The 20,565-nt window shown below is 72.1% G+C and carries 18 protein-coding genes and 1 pseudogene; 8 read left to right on the top strand and 11 right to left on the bottom strand.

Going from position 1 to position 20,565, the window contains the following annotated elements; all coding sequences use genetic code 11:
• The first annotated feature begins 54 nt into the window (after window positions 1-54).
• The gene (locus tag ACN27J_RS26860; RefSeq protein ID WP_421370434.1) at window positions 55-1,677 is read left to right on the top strand and encodes a PQQ-dependent sugar dehydrogenase; all 1,623 of its coding nucleotides are present in this window, start codon (window positions 55-57) and stop codon (window positions 1,675-1,677) included.
• 116 nt (window positions 1,678-1,793) lie between these two features.
• Here ACN27J_RS26860 and ACN27J_RS26865 read toward each other — a convergent pair whose 3' ends face one another.
• The 7 genes from ACN27J_RS26865 to ACN27J_RS26895 form a co-directional block, all read right to left on the bottom strand.
• Window positions 1,794-2,267 (bottom strand): hypothetical protein, encoded by a 474-nt coding sequence (locus ACN27J_RS26865; protein WP_421370436.1) that lies wholly within the window; start codon window positions 2,265-2,267, stop codon window positions 1,794-1,796.
• Window positions 2,268-2,334: 67 nt separating this feature from the next.
• Window positions 2,335-2,646: a DUF2470 domain-containing protein gene (locus ACN27J_RS26870; protein ID WP_421370438.1), complete on the bottom strand. Its 312-nt coding sequence runs from the start codon at window positions 2,644-2,646 to the stop codon at window positions 2,335-2,337.
• Window positions 2,643-3,320: a heme oxygenase (biliverdin-producing) gene (locus ACN27J_RS26875; protein WP_421370440.1), complete on the bottom strand. Its 678-nt coding sequence runs from the start codon at window positions 3,318-3,320 to the stop codon at window positions 2,643-2,645. The genes ACN27J_RS26870 and ACN27J_RS26875 overlap by 4 nt, the downstream gene beginning before the upstream one ends.
• Window positions 3,313-4,233, bottom strand: coding sequence for a heme ABC transporter ATP-binding protein (locus ACN27J_RS26880; RefSeq protein WP_421370443.1), 921 nt, complete (start codon window positions 4,231-4,233; stop codon window positions 3,313-3,315). The genes ACN27J_RS26875 and ACN27J_RS26880 overlap by 8 nt, the downstream gene beginning before the upstream one ends.
• The gene (locus tag ACN27J_RS26885; protein ID WP_421370445.1) at window positions 4,230-5,279 is read right to left on the bottom strand and encodes a FecCD family ABC transporter permease; all 1,050 of its coding nucleotides are present in this window, start codon (window positions 5,277-5,279) and stop codon (window positions 4,230-4,232) included. Before ACN27J_RS26885 ends, ACN27J_RS26880 begins: the two co-directional genes overlap by 4 nt.
• A gap of 4 nt (window positions 5,280-5,283) precedes the next feature.
• Entirely contained in the window at window positions 5,284-6,327 is a 1,044-nt protein-coding gene (locus ACN27J_RS26890) for a heme/hemin ABC transporter substrate-binding protein (protein WP_421370448.1), read from the bottom strand.
• Window positions 6,324-7,232 carry a hypothetical protein gene (locus ACN27J_RS26895; protein ID WP_421370450.1) on the bottom strand — a complete coding sequence of 303 codons (909 nt, stop codon included), beginning with the start codon at window positions 7,230-7,232 and terminating at the stop codon, window positions 6,324-6,326. Before ACN27J_RS26895 ends, ACN27J_RS26890 begins: the two co-directional genes overlap by 4 nt.
• Window positions 7,233-7,449: 217 nt before the next feature.
• Between ACN27J_RS26895 and ACN27J_RS26900 the strand changes: the two genes are divergently transcribed.
• The 3 genes from ACN27J_RS26900 (at window position 7,450) to ACN27J_RS26910 (ending at window position 10,936) form a co-directional block, all read left to right on the top strand.
• Complete coding sequence (locus ACN27J_RS26900; protein WP_421370452.1) at window positions 7,450-8,958, top strand: HtaA domain-containing protein; 1,509 nt, start codon at window positions 7,450-7,452, stop codon at window positions 8,956-8,958.
• 71 nt (window positions 8,959-9,029) lie between these two features.
• The gene (locus tag ACN27J_RS26905; RefSeq protein WP_421370454.1) at window positions 9,030-10,052 is read left to right on the top strand and encodes a WxL protein peptidoglycan domain-containing protein; all 1,023 of its coding nucleotides are present in this window, start codon (window positions 9,030-9,032) and stop codon (window positions 10,050-10,052) included.
• Window positions 10,049-10,936 carry a hypothetical protein gene (locus ACN27J_RS26910; protein ID WP_421370456.1) on the top strand — a complete coding sequence of 296 codons (888 nt, stop codon included), beginning with the start codon at window positions 10,049-10,051 and terminating at the stop codon, window positions 10,934-10,936. Before ACN27J_RS26905 ends, ACN27J_RS26910 begins: the two co-directional genes overlap by 4 nt.
• A gap of 74 nt (window positions 10,937-11,010) precedes the next feature.
• Here ACN27J_RS26910 and ACN27J_RS26915 read toward each other — a convergent pair whose 3' ends face one another.
• Window positions 11,011-12,633, bottom strand: a complete 1,623-nt coding sequence (locus tag ACN27J_RS26915; protein ID WP_421370458.1) for an RICIN domain-containing protein — start codon at window positions 12,631-12,633, stop codon at window positions 11,011-11,013.
• 178 nt (window positions 12,634-12,811) lie between these two features.
• Here ACN27J_RS26915 and ACN27J_RS26920 point away from each other — a divergent pair, with 178 nt between their 5' ends.
• Window positions 12,812-13,726, top strand: coding sequence for an SDR family oxidoreductase (locus tag ACN27J_RS26920; protein WP_421370461.1), 915 nt, complete (start codon window positions 12,812-12,814; stop codon window positions 13,724-13,726).
• Here ACN27J_RS26920 and ACN27J_RS26925 read toward each other — a convergent pair.
• Genes ACN27J_RS26925 through cobF form a run of 3 tightly spaced genes read right to left on the bottom strand, consistent with a single transcriptional unit; the run spans window position 13,717 to window position 16,365 of the window.
• Window positions 13,717-14,754 (bottom strand): helix-turn-helix transcriptional regulator, encoded by a 1,038-nt coding sequence (locus tag ACN27J_RS26925; RefSeq protein ID WP_421370463.1) that lies wholly within the window; start codon window positions 14,752-14,754, stop codon window positions 13,717-13,719. The genes ACN27J_RS26920 and ACN27J_RS26925 overlap by 10 nt on opposite strands.
• A gap of 2 nt (window positions 14,755-14,756) precedes the next feature.
• Window positions 14,757-15,545: a GntR family transcriptional regulator gene (locus ACN27J_RS26930; RefSeq protein WP_421370465.1), complete on the bottom strand. Its 789-nt coding sequence runs from the start codon at window positions 15,543-15,545 to the stop codon at window positions 14,757-14,759.
• The gene (gene cobF, locus ACN27J_RS26935; RefSeq protein WP_421370467.1) at window positions 15,538-16,365 is read right to left on the bottom strand and encodes a precorrin-6A synthase (deacetylating); all 828 of its coding nucleotides are present in this window, start codon (window positions 16,363-16,365) and stop codon (window positions 15,538-15,540) included. The genes ACN27J_RS26930 and cobF overlap by 8 nt, the downstream gene beginning before the upstream one ends.
• Window positions 16,366-16,603: 238 nt before the next feature.
• On the opposite strand from cobF, the pseudogene ACN27J_RS26940 reads away from it, so the two are divergent.
• The 3 genes and pseudogenes from ACN27J_RS26940 to ACN27J_RS26950 all read left to right on the top strand — a co-directional run.
• Window positions 16,604-18,223, top strand: a pseudogene (locus tag ACN27J_RS26940) (amino acid adenylation domain-containing protein); the annotation flags it as partial.
• Entirely contained in the window at window positions 18,215-19,612 is a 1,398-nt protein-coding gene (locus ACN27J_RS26945; protein ID WP_421372511.1) for a hypothetical protein, read from the top strand. The pseudogene ACN27J_RS26940 and the gene ACN27J_RS26945, both read left to right, overlap by 9 nt.
• Before the next feature lie 70 nt (window positions 19,613-19,682).
• Window positions 19,683-20,447: an enoyl-CoA hydratase-related protein gene (locus tag ACN27J_RS26950; RefSeq protein WP_421370468.1), complete on the top strand. Its 765-nt coding sequence runs from the start codon at window positions 19,683-19,685 to the stop codon at window positions 20,445-20,447.
• The last annotated feature ends 118 nt before the right edge of the window (window positions 20,448-20,565 follow it).

Here is a 20,565-nt window from a genome sequence, read left to right on the forward strand (position 1 = left end):
GTGGCGCAGGCGTGGCGATCGGGTCACCCTGGCCATAAGCTGATCATCATGAATATGAGAGATCCTCGATCTTTTGCGTTGGCTGGTTGGCGGGTCGCCGCAACGACACTCGCCGCTACCGCGCTGGTGCTTTCCGCAACCATGGCCCATGCCGCGCCGTACACCGACCCACACGCCGAGCCCGCCGACCTCGCCTCGGCGGCGACCTCGGCGGCCGCCGAGGTGCCGCTCGACCAGCTCTCCGTCACCAGCACCCAGGTCGCCTTCGGGCTGCAACGACCGACCGCGATGGTGGCTCCGGACGACGGCAGCGGCCGGCTGTTCATCACCGAGAAGGCCGGCCGGGTGCGGGTCTACCATCCGGCCTCCGGCCTGGCCGAGACGGCTTTGCTGGACATCGGTGACCGGGTCGACACCTCCGGCAACGAACGTGGCCTGCTGGGCATCGCCACGTCCCCGGGATTCGCCGCCGACCCGGCGATCTACCTGGCATACACCGCGCTGCCCGACGGCGCGGTCACCCTGTCCCGGCTGCGGCTGGACGCCGCCGACCAGCAGCCGGTGCCGGCCGACCGGGAGGAGATCCTGCTCAGCCAGCCGCACACCGAGTACGCCAACCACAACGGCGGGCAGTTGGCCTTCGGCCCGGACGGCCACCTCTACTGGAGCATCGGCGACGGCGGCGGCGCCGACGACGTGCTCGGCACCGGCCAGGACCTCGGCACCCTGCTCGGCAAGATCCTCCGGCTGGACGTCTCGGCCGCCTGCGGCGACCTCGCGTACTGCGTACCAGCGGACAACCCGTTCGTCGACGAAGCCGGCGCCCGTGCCGAGATCTGGGCGTACGGCCTGCGCAACCCTTGGCGGTTCTCGTTCGACCCGGCGGACGGCTCGCTGTGGATCGCCGACGTCGGACAGGGCAGCTACGAGGAGGTCAACCATCTGCGCGGGGTGGCCGGGGCCAACCTCGGCTGGTCCTGCCGGGAAGGTCCGGTCGAGTTCGACCCGCAGCGGTGCGACCCGGCGGCCGAGTACGTCGACCCGGTGTTCCACTACCAGACCTCGGTCGGCGGCTGCGCGGTGATCGGCGGCCACGTCTACCGGGGTAGCGAATCCGCCGCTACCGGCACCTACCTGGCCACCGACTACTGCTCGGCGACCGCGTACGCGATCCGGCCCGTCGCGGACGGTGGGTACGACACGGCGGTCATCGGTGAGCTGCCGATCCAACCGACCACCCTCGCGGTGGCCGCGGACGGCGAGTTCTACCTCGCCAACGACCTGCCCGGCCAGTTGCACCGGATCACCTTCGAGGCCGACGAACCGGAGCCGGTCGCCGAGTGTCTGGTCGACTACCGGGTGGACAGCGACTGGGGGTCGGGCTTCACCGTGACTGTCGGCGTCAGCAACACCGGTGACGAGCCGATCAACGGCTGGTCGCTCGGTTGGTCGTTCGCCGGCGCACAGCAGGTAGCGGTCGCCTGGAACGCGGTGATCACCCAGGACGCGGCGACGGTGACCGCCACCAACGCCGCCTGGAACGCCTCACTGCCCGCTGGCGGCCGGGTCGAGTTCGGCTTCCTCGGCAGCGGCGGCGCAGGTGCCGGACCGGTGCCGGCCGGGTTCACCCTCAACGGCCTGCCCTGCGACCCGGCACCGGCCGTGACCGCCGGCTAGGAGCGGCTGGAACCGGCTGTCTGGAACCAGTGCCGTCCCGGGGCGGGGGTACCGGTCGAGCTTGATGCCGCAGGTGCATCCTGATGCACCTGCGGCATCAGCCCTGGCAGGTGAGGTCAGTTCAGTGGCCGGGCGACCACCGGCTCGCCGGGCGGGAACTCCTCCGGGTCGACCACGGCGATCGCCCCGCCGCCGAAGAAGCCGTGGTTGACCAGGACCAGCCGGTGACAGTCCGGGTCACCGGTGCGTTGCGGCAGTTGGCCGGCCAACGCCCGTACCTTGGTCGCGGACGTCTCGTCGAGGGTGAAGCCGTCCGGCCCCCACACCCCACGCACCTGGAAGAACTCCTGCTCGCTGCGCTGCACGTCGCCGTTGAGGACGATCATCCGGTCGGAGCCGGTCAGCGCGCTGGACGCCTCGTTCAGCCCCCACGCCGAGTACGTCGCGCTGCCGGATTCGGGTGCTTCGCCGATGCCGATCCCGGTGCACCCGGCGATCGACAGTACGATTACGGCCGTCGCCAGCCAGGCGACGAGCCGCACCGCGACACCGCCGTGCGAGATATGACCGTGATGCCGGTTGGCAACCATTTCGTGATGGTCGCACACGCCGGAGGGCCCCGCTCGATTGCCGGCCTACCGCGTCTCCGCTGCCGGCCTACCGCGTCTCCGCCGGCCGGGGCGTGACGCCCAGTTGGGCGCAGGCCTCCTGGTACATCCGGACCACCTCGTGGCGGACCTGGACCCGTTCGGTGAGCCGGTACGCGAACGGCACCCGGACCGGCACCTCGACGCCGGCCACGGTGGCGGCGAACTCGATGCCGTCGGCGTCCAGGCCGGTCATCCGAGCCGCCGTCGCCTGCGGAGTGCCACCCAGCGACCGGCAGATCAGCAACGAGTCGGCCGCGTGATCGTCGTTCATGTGCCGAGCCACCTGGGCGACCACCTCGGCGGTGAACGGGCCGGTCACGCCGCCGACTCCATCGACTCCGGCGCCACCGGCTTCGGCTCCTGCTCCTGGCCCAGCTCGGCGAGGACCGCGGAGTTGTGCCGGTAGGCCACCGCCACCTCACCGACCAGAGCCGCCTCGGCGGTGACGTCCAGCGGCAGGGCGTCCAGCCGGGCCCGGTACGCGTTCTTGTATCCGCGCGGATCGTCGATGCCGGCGAAGTGGTAGAACGCCACGCCGCCCTCCTCGGTCAGCTCGTACGTCTGCGCCACCTGGCGGCCGATGAACAACCCGCCGGACAGGTCACCGAGGTACCGGGTGTAGTGGTGGGCGATGAACGCCGGCGCGAAGGTGAAACAGATTTCCTGCATCCGGGCGACGTACCGGCGGGTCGCCAGGTTCGGGGCAATTCGGCCGGCCCAGTCCGGGCCGAGCAGGTACGCCAGGTCGGCCTCCAACGCCGGCAACCGGGTCAACCGGTCGTCGACGAAGCCGCCGGCCAGCGGATCGTCGCGCATCGCGTCGGCCGCCTCCTCCAGCACCTGGTAGATGAAATAGTGCTGGGCGACCAGGTCGGCGTACCGCTGCCGGGGCAGCTCCCCGGCGACCAGGGCGGAGACGTACTGCTGGGACTCGGCCGCCTGGTGGTCCTGCCAGCTGGCCGCCCGCAGCCGGGCGGAGAAGGTGTCACTCATGTCGGGGGTTCCTTTCCTTGCCGTGTCGGGCCCCTGCCGGTGTCGGGTGCTGCCGTCGCGGAACGACCAGCGGGAGTCGGGTCTCGGGGTGCGGCAACACCTCGATGTCGTGCCGGTACACCTCGCTGAGCAGCGCACCGGTGAGGACCTTGCCGGGTGGCCCGACGGCCCGCAGCCGGCCGGCCGACAGCAACGCGATCCGGTCCGCGTACGCGCCGGCCAGACCGAGGTCGTGCAGCACCACCACGACGGCGTCACCGGCGGCGGCGCGCTGCCGGGCAAGCCGGAGCACCAGCTCCTGGTGGTGCAGGTCGAGCGCGGCGGTCGGCTCGTCGAGCAGCAGCGCGGCGGCCCGCTGGGCGAGCACCCGGGCCAGCGCGGCGCGGGCCTGCTCGCCGCCGGACAGCGAGGTGAAGGTACGGTCCGCGAACCGCGCCACGTCGGTGGCCGCCAGGCACTCCTCGACGATTGGGTCGTCGGACTCCTCGGCGGGCAGCCCGGCCCACGGCGCCCGGCCCATTCGGACCACCTCGGCGACGGTGAACGGGAAGGACAGCACGCTGCGCTGGGTCAGCACCGCCCGACGCAGCGCCAGCTCGGTCGAGGTCCAGGCGGACTGCGGCGCGCCGTCAATCCGGATCGCGCCGGCGGCCGGTGCGACGTCGCCGCCGATGGCGGCGAGCAGCGTCGACTTGCCGGCACCGTTCGGACCGACCAGGGCGACCACCTCGCCAGTGTGGACCACCAGGTCGATCTGGTCGAGCACCGCCCGCCCGCCGAGTTCGACCCGCAGCCGGTCGACCTCGACCAGCGCGCTGCCGGCCGGCCGGGTGGCCGGCACCCGGACGGGCCCGCGCCGGCCGAGCAGCCGCGCCGTACGCCCGCCGAGCAGCCGGATCGGCGGCGGGCTCATCCCCAACCTCCGGCCCGGCGCCGGGTACGGCGCAGCAGCCAGAAGAAGGCTGGTCCGCCGACCACCGCGGTGAGCACCCCGAGCGGCAGTTCCTGGTACTCGACCAGGGTCCGGGCGGCCAGATCGGCGGCGATCACCACCACCGCCCCGCCGAGCGCGCTGGCCGGTAGCAGCACCCGGTGCCCGGGTCCGGCGACCATCCGGACCAGGTGCGGCACCACCAGACCGATGAAGCTGATCACGCCGGTGAAGGCCACCGCGGCGGCACCGAGCAGCGCGGTGACGATGATCATGCGTATCCGGAGCCGTTCCACGTCCACCCCGAGGTGACGTGCGGAGCGTTCGCCGAGGGCGAGCAGGTCCAGCTTGCCGGCCGAAGCGAGCGCGGCGGTCAGCCCGACGACCAGGCAGGGCAGGGCGACCGCCACCGCGTTCCAGTTGGCCTGGGCCAGGCTGCCGAGGTTCCAGAAGGCGATCGCCTGCACCCCGGCCGCGTCGGTGACGAACATCAGCAGACCGATCGCGGCACCGGCGACCGCGTTGACCGCGATGCCGGTGAGCACCAGGGTGACCACCTCGGTACGTCCGTCGGCGCGGGACAACGCGTACACCAGGTAGGTGGTGACCAGCCCGCCGACGAACGCGGCGGCGGCCAGCGTCCAGCCGCCGAGCGCGGAGATCCCGGTGACGATGGCCAGGGCGGCGCCGACCGCCGCACCGGAGGAGACCCCGATGACCCCGGGTTCGGCCAGCGGGTTGCCGAAGATGCCCTGCATGACGGCGCCGGCGCAGCCGAGCGACGCGCCGACGACCGCGGCGAGGACGACCCGGGGGAACCGGACGATCCACAGCGCGTTCTCGCCGTGCGGGGCGGTCGGCAGCGCGCCGATCTCCAGACCGAGCCGGTGCAGCACCGAGGCGACCACCTCGGCCGGGGCGATCTGCACCTGTCCGGAGCCGGCGGCGACCACGCCGACGACGAGCAGCGTGCCGGCGAGGCCGGTGAGCAGCAGCGGCCGGCGGTTGGCGAGTACGGGGGCGGTCACGCCGTCACCGGCATTCGTGGATGGCGCGGGCGAGAGCCTGGATCGCCTTGCCGGTACGGGTGCCGAAGTTGAGCAGCACGGTGTCGTCCATGTCGATGATCCGTCGCTGCTGGCCGGCCGGTGTCTGGGCGACGCCGGGCATGGCGACCAGGCCGTCCACCCCACCGACCGATTCGAGGCCCTTGGTCATCACCAGGATGACGTCCGGTGCGGCGTTGATCAGACCCTCGCTGGTCAGCGGCCGGAACCGGGCCAGTCCGATAGCGGTGCCGGCGTCCTCGCCGCCGGCTGCGGCGATCATCGCGTCCGAGCCGGCGCCTTCGCCGCCCATCAGGTAGACGCCGGCGGTGCCGCGCAGGTAGAGGAAGGCGACCCGGGGTCGCTGGGCGTCGTCCGCGATGCCGTCGCGGGCGGCGGCGATCTCGCCTTCGACCCGGGCGACGAGTGCCTCGCCGGCGTCGGCGACGCCGAGCGCGGCGGCCACCTCACGGATGTGCACCGGTACGGCGGCCAGGCTCTGCTCGTCGCCGATCCGTACCACCGGAATGCCGGCGGCGCGCAGCTGGTCGAGCACCTCGGGCGGGCCGATGCTGTCGTCGAGCAGCACCACGCTGGGGTCCAGCGCCATGACCGCCTCGGTGGACAGGTCGTGTCCGCCGGGGGTGACCAGCGGCAGGTCGGCGGCGGCCGGGAAGTCGGTGGAGGTGTCCCGCCCGACGACCCGGTCACCGAGGCCGAGGCTGAAGACGATCTCGGCGATGGAACCGTACAGGTTCACCGCGAGGATGCGGTCGGCGTCGGTCACCGTGACCCGGTCGCCGGCGGCGTCGGTGACGGTGACCGGCAACGCCGGCTGCGGCGCCGGGTCCAGCGGGGTCACCGCGTCGTCGGCGACGACGGCGGTGACCGGCCCGCAGGTCGCCGGTTCCGGTGCCGCGCCGGGGCCGGCGGCGCTGTCGGCGCAGCCGGCCACCGGGCCGGCGAGCAGCGCGGCGGCGAGCAGCCCGACCAGCGTCGGGCGGTTCACGACCAGGGTCGGGCGGTTCACGACCGGCTCCGGCGGTGCCGGCGGCGGACAGCGGACAGCCCGGCCAGTGCCAGTACGCCGAGCGCCAGCAGGATCAGCGTGCTGCTCCACCACCGGCCGGCCGGGCCGACGGTGCTGACCCGGGTGACCGCCAACCCGGTCGGGTCGGTGCCGGCGACGGCGGTCGGGCCGCCGGTGCCGTCGGTCGGTTGGCCGGTGGCACCACCGGCAGCTGGTGCGGAGCCGCTGGGGTCACCGGCCGTACCGTCGGTGTCGGCCGGGCCTGCGGCGTCGCCGGTTGCCGGGGCCGGTGGCGCGGTGGTCCGGTCCGGGCTGCCGGCCGCCGGGGCGGCGCTGGTGCGGGCGGGCGCGGCGGCGGCCGCGAAGCTGATCGGGACGCGTACGTCCTGACTGCGGTCGCTGGTCCGGGTGTGGTCGGCGCGGGTGACCACCGAGCAGGTGCGTACGGTGCAGTCGACGTCGCCGATTCTCGCGGTCAGCGGGATTCGGACCTGGAACGAGCCGTCTTCGCCGTACGGCACGGCAAGTCCTTCGCCGTACGACGGGGGGTTGCTGGAGATCCAGTGTGAGCTGCCGCTGCCGCCGGAGGTGTCCACCCCGCCGCCGCACGGTGTCGGCAGCGCCCCGTCGCCGTTGTCCACACAGAACCCGACGTAGATGCCCTTGTTGGTGTCGTACCCGGTGCCGGTGACCGTGACGGTCGCGCCGGAGCGACTGATGCCGGTGGAGTCGGAGACGGTGAGTCGCTGGCCGCCGGATCCGGTTGCGGAGGTGTCCGCGTGGGCCGGCGACGCCAACGGTGGTGCGGCGAGTACGGCGGCGGTCGCGACGACGGCGGTCGCGGCGGTGGCGGTTACGACCGCCAAGGTCGCGGTGACCCGGCCGCTGAGCAGCGGCGTTGGCATGGGTGATCCCTCCGACGATCGTCGGTTGAGTTCTCAATGAAGGTTTGCCTAACCTAAGTCATCGCCGCAGGTCGGGACAAGGGTCCGACCGGTTCGAAGATCAGGTACCCCCGCCGGAGCCGTTTCTTGTTAGGTATGGCTAACCTAATCTCGATCGCATGCCGTGTCCACAGCAGAGGTGGAACACGGTGAGTAACTATCCGGAAAGGACCAGTCGATGATCACATCCAGAGCTGGTGCTCTGGGGCGACGGTCGGCGACCTGGGCGGCTGCGGCCGTACTGGGCACCGCGACCGCACTCGTCGGCGCCGCACCCGCAGTGGCTGCCCCTGCCGACATCACCGAGGGAAGCCTGAACTGGGGCTTCAAGGAGTCGTTCCGCAACTACGTGTCGTCCGGCGACGGTAATCCGCCGATCGCGGTGAGTGACGGTGCGTCGATCAACGCCGATGGCACGTTCGCCTTCCCGTCCACCGGCGGCAGCTACGACGCCGAGACCGGTGAGACGAACGCCACGTACGGCGGCACGGTCGTCTTCTCGTTCCCGGCGCACACGTTCACCATCACCCTGGCCAACCCGACGGTGGCCATCTCCGGCGGCACCGCCGTCCTCAAGGCCGACGTCGAACTGGAAAGCACCGCGTTCCCGTCGGTCGACGTCACCCAGGCGGTGATCGCCGACCTCACCACCACCGACGCCAACCTGGCGGCTGGTGCGGACGGCATCACCGGCACCGACCTGACCGCCATTCTGACCGCTGAGGGCGCCACCGCCTTCGCCGGCTTCTACCCGGCCGGCCAGGTCCTCGATCCGCTGTCGTTCGAGGCGGTCACCTCCGGCGGCGGTGGACCGGCCGCTCCGTCCGTCGACGTCAACCCGGACACCGACGTCGAACCGGCCGGCGCCACCATCACCGTCGACGGCAGCGGCTTCGACCCGCAGGCCAACGACGCCGCCGGGATCTACGTGTCGTTCGGCCCGAAGGTCGACGAACACTGGACCAACGCCAGCGTCCTGCAGGTCACCAAGTGGGTGAGCAGCACCAACGAGCCGACCGACGCCCGGGACACGATGAACCCGGACGGCTCGTTCAGCACCACGCTGCCGATCAGTGCCCAGTACACCGACCGCAACGGCAACGCGGTCGACTGCACCGTCACCCAGTGCTATGTGATCACCTTCGCTGCGCGCGGCTCCGCCGACCGCAGCCAGGACACCTTCACTCCGATCAGCTTCGCGGCCCCGGCCGGCGGCGGCGACGCCAGCCAGCAGATCGCCGCGACCGTGCTGGGCGGCGGCCCGCTCACGCTCAGCGTGGCCGGTAGCTCGGTCACCCTGCCGCCGACCGGCAACGGCGCCGTCACCAGCGGCGAGCTGAACACCGCCACCGTGTCCGACCTGCGCGGCACCAACGCCGGCTGGAGTCTGGTCGGTCAGGTGGGTGACTTCGTCGCCGCCGGCGGCGCGGTCATCGCGGCGGACAACCTCGGCTGGGCGCCCACCGCATCCGTGGTGGACGACCCGCTGGTCGGGCAGAGCGGCACGGTCACCCCGGGCGCGGTGGCCGACCCGGGTGCCGGACTCGGCACCGCCCGGGCATTGTGCACCTCGGCGGCCGGCGCCAGCGCCGGCAGCTTCACCTGCGGCGCGCAGCTTAACCTCGGCGTACCCGCTGCGGCGGCGCCGGGCGACTACACCGCGACCCTGACGCTGACCCTGTCCTGAGGATCAGCCCCACCGGCCGGTGCGGGGCCGCGACGGTCCCGCACCGGCCACCGGCCCGACTGGAGCGCCCGATGTCCGCCCCGCCCACCCGTCGCCCGCACCGCCGCCGCGCCGCCATCGGCCTGCTGGTGGCCGGACTGCTCGCGTTGCCCGGCGCCACCCCGGCCGCCGCTCAGCCGGCCGGTCCGGCTCCGGCCGCCGCGGTCACCTGGGCGGTGCAGCCGTCCAGCGCGGACGGGCCGACCGGACGCAACTACTTCGTCTACGACCTCGCCCCAGGCGCGGAGATCACCGACCACGTCGCGGTGCGCAACCTCGGCGACCAGGACCGGACGTTCACCGTGTACGGCACCGACGGGTTCCTCACCGACGACGGCGCGTTCGCCCTGCTCCCGGCCGACGAACCGGCCACCGACGTCGGCACCTGGATCCACTTCGACCAGCGGGAGTACGCGGTGCCGGCCGGGAAACGGCTGGACATCCCGTTCCGCCTGACGGTGCCGGCCAACGCGACACCCGGCGACCACGCCGGCGGGGTGATCGGCTCCATCGCCCAGCTCCGTACCGACGCCAGCGGCCAGCAGGTCAACGTCGACCAGCGGGTCGCCGCCCGGGTCTACCTGCGGGTCGACGGCCCGGTCCGCCCGGCGGTCAACGTCGAATCGATGAGCATCAGCTACGACGACCCGGTCAACCCGCTGGGCGACGGTGACGTGGAGGTCACCTACCAGGTGCGCAACACCGGAAACATCCGCGTCGGTGGTACGGGAGCGGTGCTGCTGGACGGCCCGCTGGGCTGGGAGCTGGCCCGCACCGATCCGGTCGACCTGCCCGAACTGCTGCCCGGCAGCACCTTCACGGTGACCGAGCGGATCACCGGCGTACCGCCGGCGCTGCGGCTGACCGCCACCGTCGATCTGGCCCCGACCACGGTGGACGTGGCGTTGCCGCCGGTCACCCGTACCGCCGGTGTCTGGGCGCCGCCGTGGTTGCTGCTCGCCGCGATCGTCGCCCTCGCCGGGTGGTTCGGGGTACGCCGCTGGCGTACCCGCCGCACGGCCTCCGGCACCGCCCCGACCAGCACCGCGCCGTGACCGGCCGGCGAACCTCGGTGTGCGCCCTGGCCCTGGTCCTGGTCGCCGGGGCCGGCGGCCTGCCGTCGGCACCCGCGACCGCCACCGCGCCCCAGGTCGCCGTCGCACCGGCCGACGCCCTCGTCGGCGTGCCGGTGAGCGTCACCCTGACCGGCTGGCCGACCGGCACCGTGCAGCTGGAGATCTGCGGCAACCAGGCCCGCCGGGGCGCGCTCGACTGCGCCACCGGATCGGCCCGGCAGCTGTACGTCGCCGACCGGCAGCCGGTCGCCGCCCAGCTCACCGTCGCCGCGCCGCCGGTGGCCTGCCCCTGCGTGGTTCGCGCCCGAGCCCTCGCCCCGGAGACGGAGTACGCGGTGGCGGTACCGGTGACCGGCACCGCCGCGATCGACGTCACCGACCTGACCGCGCCGGTTGCCCCGGCCGGGCCCGATCGGGCCGGGCTCCGGCTGGCCGGGGTGAGCGTGGCACCGGCCGAGCGGACCTGGTCGGCGCTGTTCGCGCTGCGCGGCGAGATCGCCATCGACGTCGACCTGCGCAACGACGGCACCGCCGAGGTCGGTGCGGTGCAGCTGTCCCTGCTGACCGGCCGGCCCGGCCGCGCGACATCAGTGGTCGAGGGGACCGACATCGCACCGCTGCCGGCAGGGCATGGCACAACGGTCCGGATCGTGGTGCCGGTCGACGGACCGCTGTACGGCCGGTACGCCGTACTGGGGCGGTTGACCACGGCGGAGATGGTCGGCGGCTCCGCCGCGGTGGAGTTCGAGGTGCAGACCGAACGGTATCCGTGGGGCTGGGCCGCCCTGGCCGGCCTGCTGATCCTGGTGCTGCTGGTACGGCAGTTCGTCGGGTGGCGGCGCGCCGGCCAGCCGGGCGGCTGAGCCGGCCCGGCGGCCAGCTGGCGGGGTGAGCCGGCGCGGCGGCACCCGCCGGTGCCGCCGCGCCGGCCGGCCCGTCAACAGCGGTTGATGGTCGAGTTGTTCAGCGCGATGTTGCGGATCACGATGTTCTGCCCGCACGGGTTTTCGTTGATCTGCGAATTGGTCAGCGTCAGGTTCTGCAGGGTGATGTCGCGCGACACCGGGAACTCGGTGCGCGAGGCGATCCGCACGTCCGAGCCGTTGACCGAACCGGAGACCGCCGCGATGTTCACGTTGTAGCAGTTCTCCAGCAGGATCGAGTTGCTGCCGGTGCCGGAGATGTCGATCCGGTCGATGACCGCGCCGCCGGACTCCGACACGCAGAAGATGCCCCGGCCGCCGCCCCGGGCGATGACCGTGCCGACCCGGATGTTCGTCGGGTAGCTGTTGCCGACCCGGCCGTTGCGGTTGGCCATCCGGAACCCGGCGTAGCCGGTGCCGGTGCCGGCGCCCTGCGCGTCGACGGTGCCGACGGTCGCGTTGATGGTGTCGTTGAGGATCAGGCCGGAGTAGCCGGTGTTGCGGGCGGTGACGGTGCCGACCGTCAGCCCGTCGACCCCGTACGTCTCGACGCCGTGCGCGCTGGTGCCCTGCACGTACACGTTGTCGATCCGCACGTTGCGGGACCGTTGGCTGCGGTCGCCGTGGTTGTCGATCCGGATGCCCAGGCCGGCGGTGACCCGGATGTCGATCTGGCCGAGGGTGATGTTGTTGCCGTTGCGGATGAAGATCCCGTACAGCGGGTTGCCGGTAATGTTGAGCCGGGTCACCTCGACGTCGGTGACGCCGCGGGCGTAGACCACCGCCTGGTCACCGGAGCCGGAACCGGTCACGTTGACCGTGCCGCAGACCTCCAGGACGGTGTACGACGGCAGCGACAGCCGGGAGCCGGCGCTGATCGACCCGGAGCCACGCACGATCACCTTCTGCTTGCTGTTGCGCCCGGCGGACAGGCTGTTCACCGCCGCCTGCATGGCCGACAGCATGCTGGAGCCGGTGTAGACGGTGCTGCCGCCGTTGCGTGCCGTCCAGGTCGAGCCGTTCTGTACGGCCTCGGCGTTGAACGAGCCGGACCCGCAGCCGCCGGACGGCGGCGGGGTGGTCGGCGGCGGGCCGCCGCTGTCGACCCGGACCATCTGCCACTGCTGGTTCCAGCCGTTGAGGTCCTGGTACTGGGAGATGATCCCGCCGTCGGCGGTGGACCACTCCCACACGTCCAGCACCTTGCTGGTGTGCCGGTTGACGAACCGGACGTAACCGCTGTCCGAGTCCAGCACCCCGAAATGCTGGCGGGTGCTGCCGTTGTCGGAGTTCTGGACGAGCTGGGTGCCGTCGTTGGCGTTGGGCAGTTCCAGGTACTTGCCGCTGTGCCGGGACCGGATCTTGTAGTAGCCGTTGCCGGCCGCGACGAACTGCCACTGCTGAACGGCCTGGTCGTTGCGCGCCCACTGGACGATCGGCGCGCCGTCGTTGGTCGCCCAGTTGTACAGGTCGATCGCCTTGCCGCTGTGCCGGTTGACCAGCACGTACCAGGCGTTGGTGTCGACGGTGGCAGCGGCCGCGTGCTGGATGCCGACCGCTGCGCCGGTGGCGACCATGGCGGTCGTGGCGAGCGCCACGACGCCGGTACGCCAGCGCCGCCATCTGGTGGCTGTCATGGAACCTCCTGGGTTGTCGGAGACTGCTTCTGCCTGGTCGTGCCCCCACAGCGACGCGGGGAAAGGGTTTTCCTATTGTTACGGCAATGTATCGACCCTATTCGATGGAGTCAACAAGGCTGCTGTTTTCTGGAAAAGCTGACGTCGGATGTCAGGTTTTGCTGGCACCGTCAGCGGCATGACCACACCACTGAACGGCAGGACAGCACTGGTCGCCGGGGCGACCCGCGGCGCCGGCCGGCGGATCGCCATCGAACTCGGTGCCGCCGGCGCCACCGTCTACGTCACCGGCCGCAGCACCCGACGGCAACGTTCCGAGATGGACCGCCCGGAAACGATCGAGGAGACCGCCGAACTGGTCGACGCCGCCGGCGGCACCGGAGTCGCGGTGCCGACCGACCACCTGGAACCGGACCAGGTCCGTACCCTGGTGCAGCGGATCGACCGTGAACAGGGCCGGCTCGACGTGCTGGTCAACGACATCTGGGGGGCCGACCATCTGACCGACTTCGAGTCGCCGATCTGGGAGCAGCCGCTGGACCGTGGCCTGCGGACGCTGCGGCTCGCCATCGACACCCACCTGATCACCAGCCACTACGCGCTGCCGCTGCTGATCCGCCAGCCGGGCGGGCTGGTGGTGGAGATGACCGACGGCACCGCCGACTACAACGGCACCCACTACCGCGAGTCGGTCTTCTACGACACGGCCAAGAACGCCGTCATCCGGCTGGCCTTCGCCCAGGCCGAGGAGCTGCGGCCGTACGGCGCGACAGCGGTGGCGCTCAGCCCGGGCTGGATCCGGTCCGAGGCCATGCTGGATCACTTCGGGGTGACCGAGGCGAACTGGCGCGACGGCACCGCCAAGGACCCGCACTTCGCCATCTCCGAGACACCGGCGCTGGTCGGTCGGGCAGTGGTCGCGCTCGCCGCCGATCCGCAGGTGTCCCGGTTCACCGGGCGGTCACTGTCCAGTGGGCAGCTGGCCGGCGAGTACGGCTTCACCGACGTCGACGGCAGCAGCCCGGACGCGTACCGCTATATCGTCGAGGTCGTCGAGACCGGCCGGCCGGCGGACACCACCGGTTACCGCTGACCGGCGGTGTCGCCGTACAGCGCGGCGAGCCGGCGGGCGGCGTCGCGCATCCGGTCCCGTAGCGCGGGCGGGGCGAGCACCTCCACCTCCGGACCGAGCGCCTGCAGTTGGCTGTACGCCACGTCGGGCGACTCGACCGGCAGCCGGGTGTGCACCCAGCCCTGACCGTCGGGTGGCCCGGCCGCCTCGTGCGCTGCCTGGGCGGCCGGTGCCTCCACCGCCCAGCGCAGCGCCCGCAGCCCGGCCGGACTCAGCCGTACGACGATCTCGTCGACCAGGATGCTGCGGACGAAGTTGGCGGTGCCGGCCGCCCACACGTCGGCCAGGTCGAAGCGGTGGTCGCGGTCGAAGACGTCGCCGGTGGCCTCGACTGCGGCGATCCGGTCCACCCGGTAGATCCGGTAGCCGTCGTTGACCTGGCCGACGTCGTTGACCTGGCCGACGCTGTTGACCTGGCCGACCTCGGGGACTCTGCCGACCAGGTACCAGGTGCCGTTCTTGAGCACCAGACCGTACGGCTGCACCGTTCTGACCACCTCGGTGCCGCTCCGCCGGTAGTTGAGTCGGACCACCTGGTCCTGCCAGGTGGCGCGGGCCAGGTCGGCCAGCGCAGGCGGCGGATCGGCCTGCCGGAACCAGCCGGGCGCGTCCAGATGGAACCGCTGCCGGGCTCGGCCGGCGGCGTCGCGCAGCCCGACCGGCAGCGCGGCGGTCACCTTGAGCTGGGCTACCCCGAGTACGTCGGCGAGGCCCATCTCATCGGCCGGTCCGGGCAGCCCGGACAGGAACAGCGTCTCCGCCTCGGCCCGGCTCAGCCCGGTCAGCCGGGTCCGGTAGCCGTCCAGCAGCCGGTACCCGCCGGCCCGGCCCTGGTCGGCGTAGACCGGCACCCCGGCGGCGGACAGCGCCAGCACGTCGCGGTAGATGGTGCGCTCGGAAACCTCCAGCTCGCGGGCCAGCTCCGCAGCGGTCATCGTCTCCCGGGACTGCAGCAACAGGACCAGGGAGATCAACCGGGCGACCCGCACGGTCAGCGCCCGGCGGGTGAGCGCAACGGGGATCCGTCGGCCACCCGCAACTGGTACGCCCGGTGCGGTGCCCAGCCGGCGACCAGGCTGAACCGGTCGCCACGGACGAAGGTCTCCCGCCATTCGACGGGCCGCCCGTCGGCCCGGCCGATCCGTTCGACGGCGAGTAGACCGACGCCCCGGCCGACGCCCAGCCGCCGGCGCTGCTCGGCGGTGGGCACGATGGCGTGGATGCGTTCCTCGCCGTCGGTGACCCGGACCCCATGCCCGGCCAGCTCACTGTAGATGCCGGTACCGGTCAGGTCGGTGGTGAGCAGCGGCCGGGCCAGCTCGGCCAGCAGCCAGACCCGGTCGGTGGCCAACGGTTCGTCGTCGGCGAACCGGAGCCGTTCCAGATGTACGAAGTGGGTGTCCGGGTCCAGCCCGAGCCGGGCCGCGACGGCGACGTCGACCCGCAGGTCGCGGGCGAGTACCTCGCTGCGCTGGCGCATTCCCCGCGCCTGCACCTCGTGGAAGAGCGAGTAGAGGGCACCGAGCGGCTGCTCGATCCGCTGCTGATGGACGGCGGTCCGTCGGCCCCGGGCCGAGTCCAGCACCCCGGCCTGGCGTAGCCGGCGCAACGCCTCCCGTACCGTGTGCCGGCTGACGCCGTACTCGTCGACCAGCTCGTGCTCGCCGGGGAAGCCGGCGGCGAACCCGCCGGCGGTCAACCGGCGGACCAGGTCGTCGTGCAGCTGGGCCCACAGCGGCATCGGGCTGTCCCGGTCGACCGGCCGGGCCTGGTCAGTCATCGTCTGCCTGATCGTCTCGTGTCTGCTGTCCGGTCTTCTGGTGCTGTCCGGTTGTCTGGACAAGAGTACGCCGCAGCAGGTACGTGTCCATGATCCAGCCCTTGCGGCGGCGGGCCTCGGCGCGTGTGGTGACGACCCGGTCGGCCACCCGGTGCACCGGGCCGGCGATCAGGATCTCGTCCGGGGTGCCGAGGTACGCCCCCCAGTAGATGTCAATGCCGTCGGCGGCGGTGAACCGGGTGAAGGCACACTGCGCGTCGAGCATCACCACCAGGTCGTCCACGCCGGCCGGGAAGCCCTCGTCGGCGAGCCGCCGACCGGTGGTGATCTGCACCGGGCGGCCGATCCGGTTCAGTGCGATCCGGTGCCGGGCGGTCAGCACGGCGACGCTGCTGATCCCCGGGATCACCTGGTGGTCGAACTCGACGACGTCGCGATCCCGCAGGTCGTCGAGGATGGCGAGGGTGCTGTCGTACAGCGCGGGGTCGCCCCAGACCAGGAAGGCGCCGCAGCCGCCGTCGGGTAGTTCGTCGCGGATCAGCTGGGCGAAGCGGTCGGCGCGGCGGCGGCGCCAGTCCTCGACCGCGGCCTGGTAGTCCACCGCGGTCCGGTCCCGCTCCGGGTCGGCGATCTCGACCGCCCGGTACGCCCCGGTGGTGTGCCGGCGCAGGATCTCCTGCCGCAACGCCGCCAGGTCCTGCTTGACCGCACCCTTGTCGAGCAGGAAGAACACGTCGACCCGACGCAGCGCCTCGATCGCCTGCACGGTCAGGTGGTCGGGATCGCCGGCCCCGATCCCGATGATCAGTATCTCTCGCACCCGGGGGAGTGTGCCGCACCTCGACCGGGCGGCGGTAGTCGCGGGCGCAGCGGGCAGCGCAACGCGTGCCGGCGGGACTTCCGCCAAGATCCGCCCGTCTTAACCGTTTTCTTACGCCTCTTACGTATTTATTACCGATCATCACTGTCTGTGGGCTAATGACCACTTGCGCGGTTCGATGGAGGAGAAGCGCACCGTCCTCCTTGGCCGGTGCCCCGACATCGAGAAAGGGGCAGTCATGTCACAGCGAGGTTCCGCCCTCCCGGCGACCCGCTCCCGGGCCAGCGCCGTGCGGCAACGCGGCATTCCCGGCACCGCCGCTGCTGCGGTCGGCACCGGACCGTTGGCCATCCTGTCCGAGCAGGACAGACAATTGTTCCGCCGATTCGGCTACGGCCCTGCTGAGCCGACCGGCTCCACCCACATCCAGCACGCGATCGAACAGTGGGCCGTCCTCACCCCCGACACGGTCGCCGTCGAACACCTCGACGAACGCATCACCTACCGACAACTGGACCAGCAGGCGGACCGTCTCGCCGCCCGGCTGATCGCCCACGGGATACGTCCGGGCGACCGGGTCGGCGTGTTCATGCGCCGGTCGATCCCCATGGTGGTCGGCATCCTCGCCACCCTGAAGACCGGCGCCGCGTACGTGCCCCAGCACGCCGGGGTGGCCACCGAGGCCCACCTGCGGCATGTCACCGAGACCGCCGAGATCCGGATCGTGCTGACCAGCACCGAAACGGTCGGTGAGCTGCCGCACCTGCCGGGCCGGGCGCTGATCGCCGTCGACGAACTGCTCGCCGAGCCGTTGACGGAATCGGCGTACCCGGTCGTCCCGGCCGGCCTGACCAGCCCGGACGACGGCTGCTACGTGCTGTTCACCTCCGGCACCACCGGCCGGCCCAACGGGGTCACCGTCACCCACCGCAACGTGTGCAACCTGCTCCTGACCGCCCCCGGCGACCTGGGCATCCAGCCGGGATGGCGGGTCGGGCAGATCCTCAACATCGCCTTCGACATGGCTGCCTGGGAGATCCTCGGATGCCTCAGCCACGGCGGCACCCTGGCCGTCCGGGGACAGGACATCGCGGCGACGGTCGAGACGGTGGACGTGGTCGTCGCGACCCCGAGCGTGCTGGGCACCGTCGACCCGGACCGGTGCCGCCGGGTCAAGGTGGTCGCCGTGGCGGGTGAGCCGTGCCCACGGGAGTTGGCCGACCGGTGGGCCCGACAGGCGGTCTTCTACAACGGCTGCGGACCGACCGAGACCACCATCGTCAACACCATGCACCGGCACGACCCCGCCTCCGAACGGCTCACCATCGGCCGGCCGACCCCGAACAACACGGTGTACGTGCTGGACGCCGACCGCCGGCCCTGTGCGATCGGCGAGGTGGGGGAGATGTGGGCGGGTGGTGACTGCGTGTCGGTCGGCTACCTCGGCGATCCCGAGCTCACCGGGCAGCGGTACGTCCCGGACCCGTTCCTCGGCGGTGGACGGATGATGTTCCGTACCCGGGATCTCGGGCGCTGGACCCCCGACGGTGAGCTGGAGCATCTCGGCCGCACCGACGACCAGGTCAAGGTCCGTGGGTTCCGGGTCGAGCTGGATTCGGTCTCCGCCGTCCTGGAAGCGGTGCCGGGGTGCCGTCGGGCGGCGACCATCAAGGTCGACGACCGTACGCTCGTGTCGTTCGTCGCCCCGGCGACCGTCGACCCGACGGCGGCGCGTGACGCGGTCGCCCGGACCCTGCCGTACTACTGTGTGCCCGAGCGGGTGCACGCCCTCGGGGCGCTGCCGGTGACCGACCGGGGCAAGATCGACAAGGCTGCGCTGCGCCGGTCGCTGGACCGCCCGACTCCGTCCGATCCACCGGCTCCGTCCGGCAGTCCGGGCCTGCCCGGCAGTCCGGCCCCGCCCAGCCATTCGACTCCGTCCGATCCACCGGCTCCGCTGCCGTGGGCGCGCCGGATTCTCAGCCACCCCCGGCTGATGCCGTACCACCGGCTGGCCGCCCTGGTCCTGGTCGGCAACGCCGCGCTGCTGTACTACGCGCTGACCACCGGTGGCTGGTGGCGGGCGGCCGATGGCGGCCTGGCGAACCTGTCCTACGCCGCTCTGGCCAACGTCGCCCTGGCCGTGCTGATCCGCCAGCAGTACGTGATCAACCTGCTGTTCTGGCTGGCCACCCGGGCGCCGACCCGGTGGCCGCTGCGCCTGCGGTGGGGGCTGGGCAAGGTGTACCACTTCGGTGGGCTGCACGTCGGTGGCGCACTCGCCGGCACCGCCTGGTTCGCCGGGTACGTCGCCGAACTGACCCGGCAGGCGCTGGCCGACCGGGCCGTCACCGCCGTACTGGTGCTGTCCTACCTGCTGATCGCGCTGCTGCTGGCATTGGTGGCGACCGCACTGCCGCCGGTCCGCGGCCGCCGGCACGACCTGTTCGAGCGGGTCCACCGGTTCGGCGGGTGGGCCGCGTTGATCCTCCTGTGGGCCCAGACGGTGCTGGTCGTCGACGGTGCCCGCGACGGTACGCCGCTGGCTGGCGCGCTGCTCGGCTCGCCGGCGCTGTGGACCCTTGCCCTGCTCACCGTGAGCGTCGCCCTGCCGTGGCTGCGACTGCGCCGGGTACCGGTGCAGGTGGACCGGCCGTCGAACCACGTGGCCCTGCTGACGTTCGGCCACACCACCCCGTTCGCCGGCTCGTCCACCGCGATCAGCCGCCGTCCGCTGCTCGAATGGCACTCGTTCGCCAACGTGCCGGCACCCGGTGAGCGCGGCTTCCGACTGACCGTCTCCCGGGCCGGCGACTGGACCGGCGCCCTGATCGACGACCCGCCGAACCGGATCTGGGTCAAGGGCATCACCACCGCCGGCGTGGCCAACATCGAGACCCTGTTCACCCGGGTGGTGTACGTCGCCACCGGCAGCGGCATCGGGCCGGTGCTGCCGCATCTGCTGGCCGGCAAGGTACCGGCGCACCTGGTCTGGTCCACCCGCAGCCCACGGACGACCTACGGCGACCAGCTGGTCGACGAGATCCTGCGGGTGCAGCCCGACGCCACCATCTGGGACACCGCGCGGCGCGGCAAGCCGGACATGGTGGCCCTGGCGCTCCAGGCGTGGCGGGCCACCGGTGCCGAAGCGGTGATCTGTATCGCCAACCAGAAGCTCACCCGGCAGGTGGTCCACGGGCTGGAGCGCCGGGGGATCCCCGCCTACGGCGCTATCTGGGACTCGTGAAACCGGGACCGGGCCGACTGAACACGGACCATCCGACCCACCATCCTGCAACCCGACTGGAGGAACCGACATGCACCTGACGACCGAGCGGGACGGTGGCGTGGTCACCGTACGGCTGCACCGGCCTGCGACCCGAAACGCACTCAGCACCGCACTCTGCGACGAACTTCTTGCGACCCTGCGACCGCTGGACCGGGACCCGGACATCGGCTGTTTCGTGATCACCGGGTCCGACGGCTTCTTCTCCGCCGGCGCCGACATCCGGGAGATGGCGGCGATGAGCCCGGTGCAGGCGATGACGGCCGATCACTTCGCCGGCTGGGAGGAGTTCGCCGCGTTCCGGACGCCGAAGATCGCCGCGGTCGCCGGCTACGCACTCGGCGGCGGCTGCGAGCTGGCAATGATGTGCGACCTGGTGTTCGCCGCCGAGGACGCCCGGTTCGGTCAGCCCGAGATCACCCTCGGGGTGATTCCCGGGATCGGCGGCACCCAGCGGCTGACCCGGCTGGTCGGCACGGCGAAGGCGATGGATCTGATCCTCACCGGGCGGATGATGCCGGCCCGGGAGGCGGAGCAGTGCGGCCTGGTGTCCCGGATCGTGCCCGCAGATCAGTTGCTCGCCGAGGCCCGGTCGGCGGCGGCGGTGATCGCCGGGCACAGCCGGCTCGCGGTCACCGCCGCCCGCGAGGCGGTCCAGCGGTCGCAGGAGGTCGGACTGCGCGAGGGCCTGCTGTTCGAACGGAGGGTCTTCCACGGATTGTTCGCCACCGCCGACCGGGCGGAAGGGATGTCCGCGTTCCTGGAGAAACGGCCGGCACGGTTCACCGGCAGCTGAGCCGACCGGGCTTCACTGGCCGGCCGGGCTGTCACCGGCCGGCCGGCCAGCCAGCTGCGACGGACGGATCCGGCGGGATTTGATAGTTATTGTGCGTACGGATGAGGCGCGGGCTGGC

The sequence above is a fragment of the Solwaraspora sp. WMMB762 genome (assembly GCF_049179115.1).
Lineage (GTDB): Bacteria > Actinomycetota > Actinomycetes > Mycobacteriales > Micromonosporaceae > Micromonospora_E.

Excerpts from the sequence above, each read along its gene's own strand:
- ACN27J_RS26860 (WP_421370434.1), top strand. The coding sequence starts at position 55 with ATGAGAGATCCTCGATCTTTTGCGTTGGCTGGTTGGCGGGTCGCCGCA.
- ACN27J_RS26865 (WP_421370436.1), bottom strand. The coding sequence starts at position 2,267 with ATGGTTGCCAACCGGCATCACGGTCATATCTCGCACGGCGGTGTCGCG.
- ACN27J_RS26875 (WP_421370440.1), bottom strand. The coding sequence starts at position 3,320 with ATGAGTGACACCTTCTCCGCCCGGCTGCGGGCGGCCAGCTGGCAGGAC.
- ACN27J_RS26880 (WP_421370443.1), bottom strand. The coding sequence starts at position 4,233 with ATGAGCCCGCCGCCGATCCGGCTGCTCGGCGGGCGTACGGCGCGGCTG.
- ACN27J_RS26895 (WP_421370450.1), bottom strand. The coding sequence starts at position 7,232 with ATGCCAACGCCGCTGCTCAGCGGCCGGGTCACCGCGACCTTGGCGGTC.
- ACN27J_RS26900 (WP_421370452.1), top strand. The coding sequence starts at position 7,450 with ATGATCACATCCAGAGCTGGTGCTCTGGGGCGACGGTCGGCGACCTGG.
- ACN27J_RS26905 (WP_421370454.1), top strand. The coding sequence starts at position 9,030 with ATGTCCGCCCCGCCCACCCGTCGCCCGCACCGCCGCCGCGCCGCCATC.
- ACN27J_RS26915 (WP_421370458.1), bottom strand. The coding sequence starts at position 12,633 with ATGACAGCCACCAGATGGCGGCGCTGGCGTACCGGCGTCGTGGCGCTC.
- ACN27J_RS26920 (WP_421370461.1), top strand. The coding sequence starts at position 12,812 with ATGACCACACCACTGAACGGCAGGACAGCACTGGTCGCCGGGGCGACC.
- ACN27J_RS26930 (WP_421370465.1), bottom strand. The coding sequence starts at position 15,545 with ATGACTGACCAGGCCCGGCCGGTCGACCGGGACAGCCCGATGCCGCTG.
- ACN27J_RS26950 (WP_421370468.1), top strand. The coding sequence starts at position 19,683 with ATGCACCTGACGACCGAGCGGGACGGTGGCGTGGTCACCGTACGGCTG.